The sequence below is a fragment of the Sphingomonas sp. CFBP 8760 genome, from assembly GCF_014841615.1.
Classification (GTDB): domain Bacteria; phylum Pseudomonadota; class Alphaproteobacteria; order Sphingomonadales; family Sphingomonadaceae; genus Sphingomonas.
This window is the reverse complement of the sequence record NZ_JACYUG010000005.1, coordinates 85,791-99,160: the sequence shown is the minus strand read 5'-3', so window position 1 is coordinate 99,160 and position 13,370 is coordinate 85,791. Positions and strand designations below refer to the sequence as shown.

The window sequence follows — 13,370 nt, the reverse complement described above, 5'->3', positions numbered from 1 at the left end:
GTCAGACCGGCCCCGGCACCTTACCTCCCGCTCGTCTTCAAGGAGCCATCCTATGCGACCGCTTATCCTGCTCTCCACCTGCCTGTTCGTCGCCGCCTGTGGCTTCGGGACGAGCGCGCCGACCGTGATCGACGGCAGCAGTGCAACCGCCTTTGACCAGACGCTCAAGGCCGCCAAGGCCGATCTTGGCCCGAAAGACCGACTCAAGTTCGAAGCCGCGTTGTCGGAATTCAAAGCCCGGACATTTGCCAGGGCTGACTCCCGCCAGGAATATCAGCGCCTGCTGCGCAAGGGGCTGAATGGCCTGACCGCGCCGCGTATCGTTGAGCAGTTCGATCGCGACGTCGACCGGGTTGGCGGCCAGGCCGCAGATGCTGTCTTCGATGCGAAGCGCGCCTTGAACGGCAAATAGCGGTTTGCTGGTCCTCACATAGGCTGACGGTGCAGCTCATGAATGGCCTCTACGCGACGACGCAGCCCGTTATCGGGAACTGACATACCAAGATATCCTCCCACTCCAACGTGTGTATCGCGTCATTAAACCGTGGGAGCAAACACCTAAGACTGTTCATGCCGTCAGATACGGAGGTTAGCACAATGATTATCCGCTCATATGCCTACGCTGGCCTTCTGCTTCCACTCGTCACATTCTCCCATTCCGTCTCCGCGAAAACACCGGGCCGATACGACGCCATCCATTCCGGTACGCCCTGGATCGATCAGCGTGGCTTGCCGGTCAGTGCGCATGGCGGCGGGATCACCAAGGACGGTGATACCTATTACCTGTTCGGAGAAGCGCACCGCGACATGACGAACGCGTTTGCCGGCTTCAACTGCTACTCGTCGAAGGATCTGGCCAATTGGCGCTTCGAGAGCGTGGCGTTGCCCGTGCAGCAATCCGGCGCACTGGGGCCGAACACCGTTGGCGAACGGCCAAAGGTCATGCGTTCGCCCACCACCGGTAAATTCGTGATGTTCATGCACGCAGACGCCATCGATTATCGCGGACAGTTCGTTGGCTATGCCACAGCCATGAACATCACCGGACCCTACGCGTTCCAAGGCCCGCTGCTGTTCAACGGCAAGCCGATCGCGAAGTGGGACATGGGTGCGTTCCAGGATGAAGACGGCACTGGCTATGTCCTGCTGCACGGCGGCGATATCTATCGCCTTGCTGACGACTATCGGAGCGTCCGCGAGCATATCAACAAGGCGATGGCTCATGGTTTTGAGTCGCCTGCGATGTTTCGCAAGGGAAAAACCTATTATTTCCTGGGATCGAACCTCACGGGATGGGAACGCAACGACAACTACTACTTCACCGCCACGTCACTGAACGGTCCGTGGACCCGGCAAGGCACCATTGCGCCGGAAGGCACACTGACGTGGAATTCCCAGACCACCTTCGTGCTGCCGATCGCAGACGGGAAGAAGACCACATACATGTTCATGGGTGACCGCTGGTCATACCCTCGTCAGGCCAGTGCTGCGACCTATGTATGGCAGCCGCTCATCGTAACGGGTACCAAGATAACGATGCCCGTGTATCGCGATGCCTGGCGTCTCGATGCAGCAACCGGTGCGGCCAAACCAGGACCCGCTATCAGCGAAACCATCGTCGCCACCGATAAGCGGGTACGCTTCGCTGGTACTTGGCGGCAGGAGGCCGCGATTGAACCGGCACATCATGTAACCGACGAAAGTAGTTCGTCGTTCTCCGTAACCTTCACCGGCACGCAAGCCAGCCTGATCAGCGTGGCGCGGCCCGACGGTGGTTACGCGTACATTACCTTGCGTGATCGTCTCGGCAAGGAAATGATATCGTCCACGGTCGACATGTATTCGAAATATCCGGTTTCGGGAATCAAGTTCGTCACACCGTTGTTGGCGCGTGGAACCTACACGATCAGCGCATCGGTCGTAGGTGACGGATGGTACTGGCGCAACAAGAAGGGTGAACGGTCAGGCAGCGCAGGTCATGCCATCACGTTCGAGCGAGCGGAGGTCCGGCGCTGACTTGCCCGGCGTCCTATAACAATGACGAGCTGCGCACGCTCTTAGAGCCTAACCTGGATTGAGTTGAGCAATCTTACTGGATTGTGATTCATCTAGGACTGCGAAGACCAAGAGGATCACCTGGATTGAACGAAAACTGCTCGGCGCGAGCATGACATAAGCGGGCTACCCGTTTTCGTTGTCGCAATAACATTGGCGTTTGCGCATGCCTCGTTTCCGGGTCAGGATGAGCGAGGGTCGTAGGAACGATCATGCGATATGCTGCATTCCATGCAAGCCATTATCGGCAAGGAGCCCTATGAAGCCTGATTTCAAGCGCCTGTGGGCGTCCTTTCCCGATCACATAAAATATCCGACACTGAAGGATCTTTACACAATGATGGGGGGTGTAGCGCAGAAGAATATCGACGTTCCCGGGTTTGGCCCCAATGGCAACACCTGTGCCAGTCGAATATCTCACGCTTTGAACCAAACAGGCTCTCCCATCAACGCCGCCATGGTTCGTATGGCCCACGCCGAGAGCATCAGCGACGCCCACGGCCATCAGGTGATCTTCAAAGTCAACGATCTGCGCAAGTACCTTCGACGAACGCTTGGAAAGCCAATCCAAGATAAGACATTGCCATTCGATGATCTTTTTCGAAAGAAGCAGGGAATCGTATCGTTCAGCGTGGACGGATGGGGCGAAGCGACGGGGCATATCGCGCTATTTCGGTGTGGCGCGTATCGTGAACCCATTCACGACAATCAAGCGACGTATAACGCGCCACTGTCGAGGACGATATTAAGCGAATTTTGGGAGCTTACATGATGCGCGAGATAATTGCGAGTGCCTTGATAGTCGCAGCGCCTGCCGCTGCTCGTGACACGGTTCGGCGCGATGTTGAAGGCTATGCTGTAGCCTCTTGTTTGAGCACTCAGCCATCAACTTATCTACGAGATCAAGCGGACGGCTGGGCGGCACATATTGTTCAGCGCAAAGCCTTTCAGATGAAAGCCTTCGCTGCTCTTTCTCAAGTGGTGAAGGCAGCAGTCAACCATGAGCCGATGACGACCATCGTCGCGGAACAACCTCCTAAAACGATCAAGCAGCTGCCCATCCAATACTGCTCAGAAGTCATTGATATCCCAAATGTCCGCGCTCAGATCGAACGAACTATTACGCAAGTTCGTAATTAATTTCTAATATGAGTTTTGAGTAAATAGTTACCACAATATTTTGCAATGACGTAACGGTTGCGTAATCAGTTCGATCGAATGACCTGCCGTAATCATCAGTGTTGGTTTGTTGCTTATTTCGCCTTCCGCGATCCTTACTCACAATGACATTTTAGCAACACGGCGGATCATTCGCCTGATGGATGAAACTACCATCCAAGCCTCGGCTGACGCAATGGATGCCTTCCAGTCCTTGGCGAGGCATCGGCATTGGTTGAGCTACGCAAGGGTGCGCTCACCGATCCAGCGGCGGGACAAGACGAAGAACTTGCCGGTGTCGCAGCGCTGATGATGTCGATCGACAGCCGATTGACGTGCGCGACCATGGTTTCGAGCTTCTGTCCGGCATAGCCGCCATCGCGGCCCTGAGCACCGAATCCGTGTACCAAGCCTTTCAGGATGCTGCCCAGCGGATCTGTCACTATATGGCGTTTGCGCCCCTTGATTTTCTTGCCCGCATCGTAGCAGCGCGGGCCGCCCGCTTCGGCGGTCTTCACCGACTGGCTGTCGATAATGCCAGCGCTTGGCTCCGGTTGGCGGCCCTCTGCGACGGCAGTCCAGCCGCAGTTCTTATATCGCCAGCGCCATCCAGCGTGCCGAATGGTTGGCCGCGTTTATAACCTCATCTTGACCGTGACGAAGGCCGATCGGGGCTGGGTGGGCGCCACCACGGGATAGCCAAGATAGGAATATGGGTCGAACGCTCGCCGGTTGCCGAGGTTGACCATGGACGCGGCGAGCGTGAACCGGCCGATGTCGTAGGATGCTTGCGCATCAATCGCGGCATAGCCCGGCGCCGCAATGGTGTTAGGCAGCGTCAACTCGCGCGCGGTAAAGGCGCTGATGCCGGCACCGATCGCGAGTCCCTTGGCGGGCCCACGTACCACCCGGTAGCGTACCGCGACGCGTCCGCTGCTCTTGGGCACGCGGATCAATCGATGACCGGGGGCCACGCCATCGTCGCGGGTGTCTGTGTAGGCATAATTGGCCAGCAGCGAAAAGGCAGGTGTCGGCTCCCACACCATGTCGAACTCGACACCGCGGGCGCGTTGCCGCCCGCTCTGGACGTAGAAGCCGACATTGGCGGGATCGGCGGTGACGACATTATCGTGGGTCTGCCGGAACACCGCAACCGTACCCGATAGGCCTGTACGGGCCAGCGCCAGCTTCACACCGCCCTCGATGTTGCCCGACGTCTCCGGCACCGGTGTAACCGTTCCGATGAAGCCGAACGGAGCGCGGAATGCGGTTGCGTAGCCGGCGAACAGCGCGACGCCCTTCGTCACGTCGAGCGTTGCGCCGAGCCGGGGCGAGATGTGCGTGTAGGTTTTATCGTTGGCGACGCCAATGTTGCTGTTCTCGACGAACTTGAGCGAGGTCAGGCGCACCCCCCCGGTCAGATGGAGTGGGCCGTAGGTCGCCTGATCCTGGATGTAGCCTGCGAACGTTGTGAAGCGATCGTCGGTGTAGGAGTTGACCGGAAGCTGCGGGGTGTAACGCAGATCGTAGCTCGGGTTTGACAGGTCGATCGTGCCCGAGGGGCTGTCGCTAACGAACAACCCCATCGCGCTGTAGAAGCTGGTCCAGTCGTAATTGACCCCGACGAGCAGCTTGTGCGTCCCACCGAGAACATTGACGTCGCCGGCCAGGTTGGCATCGACCGTCGCCTCTTTCGTGCGGTTTCGCATGGTGATCGGAAACACGTCGTAGAGCGGCGCGACTGTCCCGGTTGGGAAGATGCCCGGATAGACGAAGCTGCCCTGTTCATCGATCACGCTCGAATAATAGCGCCCGCCCACCGTCAGCTTCAGGCGATCCGAGAAGGCGTGGCGTAGCGTCGCCTGCCCCATGCGGATGTCGTTGGTCGTCAGCGGCTGATCGATCGGCGAACCGGGGAACGCATTGCGGTCGATCGTGCCGGCTAGCGCGGCATCGGCAGGAATACCGGAATATTCAAGATTGCTGCGACGGCTGAACTGCCCTTGCAGCAACAGGTCGGTCACAGGATCAATCTGGAACGAGACGCTGGGCTGGGCTGACCAGCGCTTGCCATGCACCTTGTCGATCCAGCTGTCGTTGCTCTGATACTCCCCCGTGATCCGCGCTGCGATCCTGTCAGTCAGCGGCACGTTGATGTCGCCATAGGGATTCCACGTCGATAAGCTGCCGGCACGCATCGCCAGATACCCGCCTGCCTTGTCGTTGGGCCGGACGCTTTCAAGGTTGATGACCCCGCCGAGCGGCGTGCCGATGCCGCCTCCATAGAGGGTGGCGGTCGGACCTTTCAGGACGTCGATCCGCTCGGTGCCGACGAGGCTGTTGGGATCGTAAGCCTGCTGGTTGCCGGCGAACACTGACAGGCCGTCGAGGTAGACCTCGGCGGGGAAGCCGCGGATGATAGGGGGGATAAACAATACCTCGTCGGATCGCGTCGGGGTGACGCCCGAGACGTTGACCAGCGCGTCGCCGAGGGTCCGACGATCCTGTTCCCGGATCAGCGTGCGTGTCAGCACCTGAACTGATTGAGGGACTTGGATCAGCGGCGTGGTAGTTTTTGTCGCCGCGTTGGTCTCCGTCTCGGCATAGCTGGGGCGCTGGCCGGTCACGATGATGTCGTTCCCTGCCCAGCTTGGCGTTTGCACGGCCTCATTCGATGCGGTTTGCGCTATGGCGGAGGGTGCGAGCCCCGTGGCAGCGATAACGGTGAGACTCGCCGAGATGAGAGGATGCCGCCTAATCACGTCATAATCCCCAATCGCCTGGCCGCTGCGGTAACCGCAGCATCGACCTGCCCATCCATCCAGAGTGTGCGGCCGGTAAGCTCGGCTACACGCGTTGGCCCTGCTTCCTGTGGCGTTCCGTTACGGAAGGGCGGTTCGGGAGCATATTCCATGAGTAGCTGCACCCGACGCGCGGCTTCCTCACCCTTCAGATGAGCAGCAAGTGTCAGCCCGAAATCGATGCCGGCAGTGACACCGCCCCCGGTCATGCGGTTGCGATCGATCACGACGCGTTTGTCGACATGGCGCGCGCCCATCCGCGGCAGCAGATCGGCGACTTGCCAATGTGAGGTGGCGTCATAGCCCTTGAGGAGCCCTGCGGNTGACCGCTGGTCATATCCTCGTCAGGCCAGTGCTGCGACCTATGTATGGCAACCGCTCATCGTGACGGGTACCAAGATGACGATGCCCGTGTATCGCGATGCCTGGCGTCTCGATGCAGCAACCGGTGCGGCCAAACCAAGACCCGCAATCAGCGAAACCATCGTCGCCACCGATAAGCGGGTACGCTTCGCTGGTACCTGGCGGCAGGAGGCCGCGATTGAACCGGCACATCATGTAACCGACGAAAGGGGTTCGTCGTTCTCCGTAACCTTCACCGGCACGCAAGCCAGCCTGATCAGCGTGGCGCGGCCCGACGGCGGTTACGCGTACATCACCTTGCGTGATCGTCATGGCAAGGAATTGATGTCGTCGACGGTCGACATGTATTCGAAATATCCGGTTTCGGAAATCAAGTTCGTCACACCGTTGTTGGCCCGCGGAACCTACACGATCAGCGCATCGGTCGTAGGTGACGGATGGTACTGGCACAACAAGAAGGGCGAACGGTCAGGCAGCGCAGGCCATACCATCACGTTCGAGCGAGCGAAGGTCCGGAGCTGACTTTGCCGGGGTCGATAACAGTGACGAGCTGCGTAGGCTGTAAGGTGTTTGATCCTGCGGTTTGATGATGCGACCCTTTTCATTGGGATGGAAAGAGGCCGCATGGAACGAGATCGTCACGGGAGTGGCCCGCCTGAACGGCATATGTCTTGGCTTTGCGCTCCCAATTTCTAGGTTCAGGACCTATTAAACGGGTTGCAAGGCGGGTTCGGGATTGATTCAATGGTGGGGTGAGGAGGCGTTGCCATGGGTGATCTGGTCTTGCTGTCGGAGGCGCAGATGCGCCGGATCGAGCCATATTTTCCGTTGTCGCATGGTATTCCGCGGGTCGATGATCGCCGTATCGTCAGTGGCATCATCTTCGTGATCAGGAACGGCCTGCGCTGGTGCGATGCACCGGCCAGCTATGGACCGCACAAGACGATCTACAATCGCTTCATCCGCTGGAGCAGGCTCGGCGTGTTCAACCGCATCTTCGAAGCGCTCGCTGCCAAAGGTGGTCGATCGGATCAGTTGATGATAGATGCCACGCACCTGAAGGCACATCGCACAGCGGCCAGCCTGTTTAAAAAGGGGATGTTCCCCGCCGTATCGGACGGACCAAAGGCGGCCTGAACTCCAAGCTGCATGCCGTCTGCGACGACCGCGGCCGTCCGCGCGTCATGCTCCTGAGCGAGGGGCAGATGAGCGACTACAAGGGAGCCGCGCTCATCCTGCCGGTGCTGCCAAAGACCAAGGTCCTGCTCGGCGACAAAGGCTACGACGCCGACTGGCTGCGCCAGGCGCTCGCCAAGCGACGCATCGCTACGTGCATTCCGTCGAAAGCCAACCGCAAGGTCCAAATCCCACACGACGCTGCCCTCTATCGCCGACGCCACAAGATCGAGATCATGTTCGGACGCCTCAAAGACTGGCGGCGCATCCACACCAGCTACGACAGATGCGCGCACACCTTCATGTCTGCCATCTGCATAAATGTATCGTAGACGATTGTGAGTGGTGAAAAGGCAGCTGTGGGGCCGTACCGCCCCAACGCCCTTTTGCTTCCGTGTTTGCAGATGCCGTTAGATAGTGACGAGCAAGAAGTAGATGCGTGATTGCGCGATGTTACCGGATCACCACAATTGAGCAGCCCCTACTGGGTGGTCAGGTTTGAATGTTACTGCATCATTACCTCCGCCGCCGTTTTTAGGGCCAGCGGCTGATAGCCCAAGCTGCTGCGCGCGCGGATATCCCATACGGCTTCCTTCCACTCCATCGAAAGGCTGGTACCATCAAACCGTGGGATCGAGCATCTAGGCAACGTCCACAATAGGATCGTGCCAGTCGCGCGATTCTTCGATGACAGTATGGCGGGCGGCGCGAGTATGCGTATGATCCCGCTCAAAGAATAGTAATGGGGGCGGGATGATCCGGGTATTGGCCTTGGCGGCAACGCTGGCGATCGGCCTGCAGGCAACTGGCACGACGCAAGATGCGGCAATGCCCAGCGATGATGCCGAGATCTTGGTGACGGGCAAACGCATGAATGCGATCCGCCTGGAGTATCGCGGTGATGCGCAGCGGTGGATCTGCTTTCCGCGCGTAAAGCCCGAAGACGAAAGGCTCGGACGGGTGATGTGCGCGGCACTCCGGGTGTGCGTCAAGGGCGGCTCGCGGGCGCGGACTGCGGCGCGCAACTGCCTTTATGCGGCAATGGACAGGTATCAGACAGTCGCCGTCGCCGAGGTCGCACTGGGGCTGCGTCCGCCTGCGCCGGAAGCCACCGGCACGCCGCCATTGGCGGGCGAGTGGGAGTTTCAGGGCGTGCGCACCGCGCTGGTGGCGGGCAAGGCCATGTCCGAAACACCCTATGGCGAGCGTAAGTGCATCATCGCTGCGGCGCTGGAGCCCATGGTGCAGAACCTGATGGGCGTGCCCATCCTGCGCGATGCGTCGCCAGAATGCGTACCACTGCTGCGCACTATAGGCGGCGGCGGCATCGAGGCTTCGGTGCGCTGTTCATACAAGGGGGTCCAGACGGTTCAGCGATTGACGGGACGCTATGAGGGCGAGCGTATCCGCTGGGAGGACCGACGCACGCCGTTGAATGTATCTGACGGGATGGCGGTCGAGATACGGTATCTGGTGGAAGGACGGCGCGTGGGCGAGTGTGGGGCTGGAGAACAGGGAGCGCGGTAGCTGTCAGCAGCTTGCCGGCCGCCGGCGCTCATTGCCGGTTCAGCTGTGGCAGATAGATTTCAATGAAACGAGTGCATCACCTTGATGGAAACACCGGGAGAGCGGCAATGAAGGGGCTTGGCAGGGCGTTTCGAAATTTTGGGGCGATGATGGCCGGCACGGCGATCGCGTCGGCGGGGCATGCGCAGACCGTGCCCGCCACCCAAACCGCGCCGGTGATCGTGACCGGGCGGACGCTGCCCGCTGCGGAAGCGCCGAAATCGGCCACGTGCGAGGCATTGTCGCGCGATCCGCATTTCCGGGCGGTGAACGCTGCGGCTGCCGCACTGGGCGTGCTCGGGCCGACGATCTACCAGCCGACCCGATTGCCGCGAAACCCGGACTATCGCGCGCCGCCGTCGGTACCTGAAGGATCGGCGCTGCCCGTGCTGACGAAGACGCGCTTCGCCGTGCGCGATGCTGTGTACGGTCCCAGCGGAGAACCGACGACCCCCGGTTCGCCGCCAGCCGGGGAGGCGGTGGCGCAGGCTGATCCGGGACCTGCCGCCACCGCCGTGACCAACCTCGATCAAGCAGTCGTCGCCTGCCGTGAGGTCTACAGGAGCGGCGGCGTCGGATATCTTGTCAACGCAGGAAGGGAGGGACTTGGCGCTAACGGTGCATTCGTGGCTGCGAATGCCCGCTTCGCCAACGGCCGTGCCGAGATCGCCCGAAACGACAAGACCCTGCCAATGGCTTTCGCCCTGTTCGACCAAGGCCGGTATCACGAAGCGCTAACGTGGTTCAGGAAGGCGTTTCAGAAGCTGCCCTATGAGGATGGCGGAGACGAGGCGGCTTTATTTGTCGGAAAGCTCTATCTGCAGGGGCTGGGCGAAAAGTCGAATACCAAGGAAGGTGTGAAGTGGCTGAAGAAGGCGGCGAACGCGGGTTTCAACCCCATTCTTCACACACCGATCTTCGATCCCAGGCAGCCGGCCCGCAACACCGCTATCGGCGAGGCCTGCGTGATCCTGGGCAATGTCTATCGCAGCGGCTTCGAGGGGATCGCGAAAGACCCCGATCAGGCGCGCGACTGGTATGAGCGCGCCTACGCGGTCGGGCATATCGCGGCAGCGCAGGTGTTGGGCGACCTATATTACAAAGGCGTCGACACGCCGCGCGACGTGCGGAAGGCCGCCGTTTACTACCAGAAGGCGGCGACGTTCGATCTGGCAGCCGCGCAGGTGGCACTAGCCGATATCCTCGTGACCGGCGAGGAAGGTGTGCCGCAAGACCGTGAGCGGGCGTTCGCCTGGTATCGCGCAGCAGCGATGAACGACAATGACGTGGCGCTGCTGGCGCTGGCCGATGCCTACGCCAGGGGCGAAGGCGTGGCGGCCGATCCCGTGATGGCTATGGGCTTCTACAAGACCGCGGCATTCAAGGGGAACATGGCGGCCAAGGCAGCGCTGGGACGCTATTTCTACGAGGGAAAGCTGCTGCCGAAGGACGGTGCCGTGGCGCGGCGCTGGTTCGAGGAAGCGGCGATCGGCTCTGATCCGGAGGGCATGTTCAACCTAGCGGCGATGCTGGCCAATGGCGAGGGCGGACCGAAGGACATGACCAAGGCCTGGATCTGGTTGAGGCTGGCTGGCGCACTGGGACATGAGCGCGCACCCGTCGCGCTGACGGTGGTGGAAGCGCGAATGACGCCGGCCGAGCGAGATGCGGCGCGGGCGGTGGTGCGACCGAAAAGGTGAGAGATAGTATGGACGATTTGTCAGAATTTCCCGTCCCATGATCAAGACACCCACGAGTATTTTTGGTGCCGGACGTTGCTTGCAACTCTTGCAAGTAAAGATGTTTAACTGGTTGTACTGTTTAGCTGCGCATTAGCGCTACGCCTTCATCAACTCAATCGCGCGGGTTAATCGACAGAATTGTGCTCATCTGGCCGGCCTCCAGCCGCAAATGATAAGCTTGGACTGATATTCGGCCTGACCGAAAGTCCTTGATGATCCATGCCGATTAGAATTTCATCTAGTGGATTGATTCCAACGTTTGGTGCCCACGCCTGACTGCGGTGATGATGTCTCCGGGATCGGCGCGCCAGACGAAGGGTCTGGGCTGCTGATTGTGCTCCTTGATGAAGCGGTTGATGGCGACCTGAAGGTCGACGACGGAGTGGAAGACCCCGTTCTTCAGGCGGCGACGGGTCAGCTTGGCGAAGAAGCCCTCAACCGCGTTCAGCCATGAACATGACGTCGGCACGAAGTGGAACGTCCAGCGCGGGTGGCGATCCAGCCAGGCGCGCACCCTGAGCTGTTTGTGGGTCGCGTAGTTATCCAGGATGACGTGGACGGCCTTGTTCTGCGGCAGCTCGGCCTCGAGGGTGTTGAGGAAGCGGATGAACTCCTGATGGCGGTGACGCTGCATGTTGCGCCCGATCACCGAGCCATCGAGGACGTTCAGGGCGGCGAACAGCGTCGTGGTGCCATTGCGCTTGTAGTCGTGGGTCATGGTCGCGCCACGACCGCGCTTGGAGCGGCAGACCCGGTTGCGTGCGGTCGAGCGCTTGGATCTGGCTCTTCTCATCCACTGACAACACGATCGCATGGGCAGGCAGGCGGCGAGACGTACAGGCCGACCACATCGTGAAGCTTCTCGGCGAACGCCCGGTCGTTGGACAGCTTGAAACTGCGCCAGCGGTGCGGCGCCAAGCCATGGTCGTGCCAGATCTTCACCACCGAGGAGGCCGCGATACCGACCGCCTTTGCCATGGCGCGCACCGTCCAGTGTGTCGCCTCGTGCCCAGGCGGCTCCAGCGTCAACGCCACGACCTTGTCGACCAGCGTGGGTTTGAGCGGCGCGATCCCCGGCGGTCGCGCCTTGTCGCGCAGCAGGCCATCGACGCCCTCAGCCATGAACCGCTCCTGCCAGCGCCACACGCAGGTCTTCGACTTGCCCGTCGCCGCCATGATCGCAACCGTGCCCAGACCATCGTCGCTCAGCAGGACGATCCGCGCCCGCCACACATGCTCCTGCGGTGAACAACGCGCCGCCACCAGCGCCTCGAGCCGTGTCCTGTCCAAAGCCGTGGCGGCAATGCTGATCCCACTACGCATCCCCCGACCATCGCACCCGAAGACGATACCAGGAAGCCTATACGGATGCTTCTGTCCCGATCATTCCACTAGGATAATGGCCGCCTTGCGAATCACCCTTTCCTTTATAGAGGAAAATTATCCCGGTCGGCAGTAAAGGTAACGATACGAAGGTCGGGGAGTTGCCTTGGCAAACCTATTAACTTGCAATTATTCGAAATGACCCTTTTAGCTTTTGAGATTCACCGGATGCTGTTCGCGTCAGGACGTGTATCCGGTGCCCGCACCGCGTCACGCTCGGCGTCGCTCAGACGACGAATGTTGCGGATCAGGCAGCGTTGGGCACCACTTCCACTAGCCCGCGGAACGATCAGCTCAGCGTCATAGCCGGAACATATACGTTGGGTACCACGGGCTTGAATCGCGAGATCAAGGGCCCAGTCGATTTGCGAGCAACCAGGAGAGAGTGACAGCTCATAGGTCGCCCGGCGCGAAATGTTGGCATAGACCCGGTCGGGACCGCCATTCGTGAAGCCAGTCACCTGAGACGAGTAGAAACATTCTTTCCTTGGTGGGCGTTCGCTCCCGAGCGCAGCTGGCAGGGCCGACGCGCTTGTGGCCATCAAAGCCACGATAGATACTGTTGTTCTGATCATGGCGATCATATCTCCGTCATAGGCCCAGGTCACAATGACACCTTTGTTCTCTTGGTATAACCCACAGAACCGCCAGCTCTCTTGCCAAAAGGCAAAAGACGACGAGCCCCTCGTTGTGACAAGCGGCTTGCTCTCGGCATCTGAAATAAATCCGGCTACCAACCAAGACGATGATACCGCCATAAGACAGACACTGGACCTTCAAGACCCGCCTTGGGAGTTCTGGCTGGTGTCGAGAACGCGCCCACGTTTTCCTTCCTCCGGCTTGAGCCTTACATTCAAACCTGAACATCCCGGTTGATGGTGTAGGCGATATGCACAGTGATATTGGCTTCGGTCTCGGCATAGGAGGCGCTCCCGAGCTATAGCCATCGTAGTCCAGTTGATATCGAGCTTATTTGGTGTTTTATTTGGACACTGAAGCCCCTGACGGAGCCGGTGCTGATCGACGTTTGGTCTGCCACCCAGCAGATTAATCCATTAAAAAATAACCGCCGGAACCTAAAGAGTTCCGGCGGCCGAGTGTTTCCCCGGGGGGGGGGGGGGGAACT

The 13,370-nt window shown here is 59.9% G+C and carries 9 protein-coding genes and 3 pseudogenes; 7 read left to right on the top strand and 5 right to left on the bottom strand.

The genetic code is table 11. The features are described from left to right. Positions 1 to 52 precede the first annotated feature (52 nt). From IFT82_RS08410 to IFT82_RS08395, 4 genes are all read left to right on the top strand, one after another. Entirely contained in the window at positions 53 to 412 is a 360-nt protein-coding gene (locus tag IFT82_RS08410; protein WP_192125869.1) for a hypothetical protein, read from the top strand. A gap of 185 nt (positions 413 to 597) precedes the next feature. Next, positions 598 to 2,016, top strand: coding sequence for a family 43 glycosylhydrolase (locus IFT82_RS08405; RefSeq protein WP_192125868.1), 1,419 nt, complete (start codon positions 598 to 600; stop codon positions 2,014 to 2,016). Positions 2,017 to 2,314: 298 nt separating this feature from the next. Next, positions 2,315 to 2,827 carry a T6SS effector amidase Tae4 family protein gene (locus IFT82_RS08400; protein WP_192125867.1) on the top strand — a complete coding sequence of 171 codons (513 nt, stop codon included), beginning with the start codon at positions 2,315 to 2,317 and terminating at the stop codon, positions 2,825 to 2,827. Continuing rightward, positions 2,824 to 3,195, top strand: coding sequence for a hypothetical protein (locus tag IFT82_RS08395; protein WP_192125866.1), 372 nt, complete (start codon positions 2,824 to 2,826; stop codon positions 3,193 to 3,195). Before IFT82_RS08400 ends, IFT82_RS08395 begins: the two co-directional genes overlap by 4 nt. 261 nt (positions 3,196 to 3,456) lie before the next feature. On the opposite strand, the pseudogene IFT82_RS08390 reads toward IFT82_RS08395, so the two are convergent. From IFT82_RS08390 to IFT82_RS21440, 3 genes and pseudogenes are all read right to left on the bottom strand, one after another. After that, a pseudogene (locus IFT82_RS08390) lies at positions 3,457 to 3,782 on the bottom strand (transposase); the annotation flags it as partial. A 66-nt stretch (positions 3,783 to 3,848) separates the two neighbouring features. Further along, the gene (locus tag IFT82_RS08385) at positions 3,849 to 5,840 is read right to left on the bottom strand and encodes a TonB-dependent siderophore receptor (RefSeq protein ID WP_199860395.1); all 1,992 of its coding nucleotides are present in this window, start codon (positions 5,838 to 5,840) and stop codon (positions 3,849 to 3,851) included. A 131-nt stretch (positions 5,841 to 5,971) separates the two neighbouring features. Then, positions 5,972 to 6,336: pseudogene (locus tag IFT82_RS21440) on the bottom strand (DJ-1/PfpI family protein); the annotation flags it as partial. A gap of 809 nt (positions 6,337 to 7,145) precedes the next feature. Between IFT82_RS21440 and IFT82_RS08370 the strand changes: the two are divergent. The 3 genes from IFT82_RS08370 (at position 7,146) to IFT82_RS08360 (ending at position 10,819) form a co-directional block, all read left to right on the top strand. After that, positions 7,146 to 7,885 (top strand): IS5 family transposase gene (locus IFT82_RS08370; RefSeq protein WP_244646601.1). Its coding sequence is split into 2 segments (ribosomal slippage): positions 7,146 to 7,479 and positions 7,479 to 7,885, totalling 741 coding nucleotides; the frame shifts between segments, so codons are not numbered across the junction. Positions 7,886 to 8,306: 421 nt separating this feature from the next. Next, positions 8,307 to 9,080 carry a DUF3617 domain-containing protein gene (locus IFT82_RS08365; protein WP_192125863.1) on the top strand — a complete coding sequence of 258 codons (774 nt, stop codon included), beginning with the start codon at positions 8,307 to 8,309 and terminating at the stop codon, positions 9,078 to 9,080. A 107-nt stretch (positions 9,081 to 9,187) separates the two neighbouring features. Beyond that, on the top strand, positions 9,188 to 10,819 hold the full coding sequence (locus IFT82_RS08360) for a tetratricopeptide repeat protein (RefSeq protein ID WP_192125862.1): 1,632 nt from the start codon (positions 9,188 to 9,190) through the stop codon (positions 10,817 to 10,819). Between the two features lie 280 nt (positions 10,820 to 11,099). Here the strand turns inward: IFT82_RS08360 and IFT82_RS08355 are convergent. After that, positions 11,100 to 12,184 (bottom strand): annotated as a pseudogene (locus IFT82_RS08355) (IS630 family transposase). A gap of 221 nt (positions 12,185 to 12,405) precedes the next feature. After that, positions 12,406 to 12,828: a DUF6491 family protein gene (locus tag IFT82_RS08350; protein WP_192125861.1), complete on the bottom strand. Its 423-nt coding sequence runs from the start codon at positions 12,826 to 12,828 to the stop codon at positions 12,406 to 12,408. Positions 12,829 to 13,370: the final 542 nt, after the last annotated feature.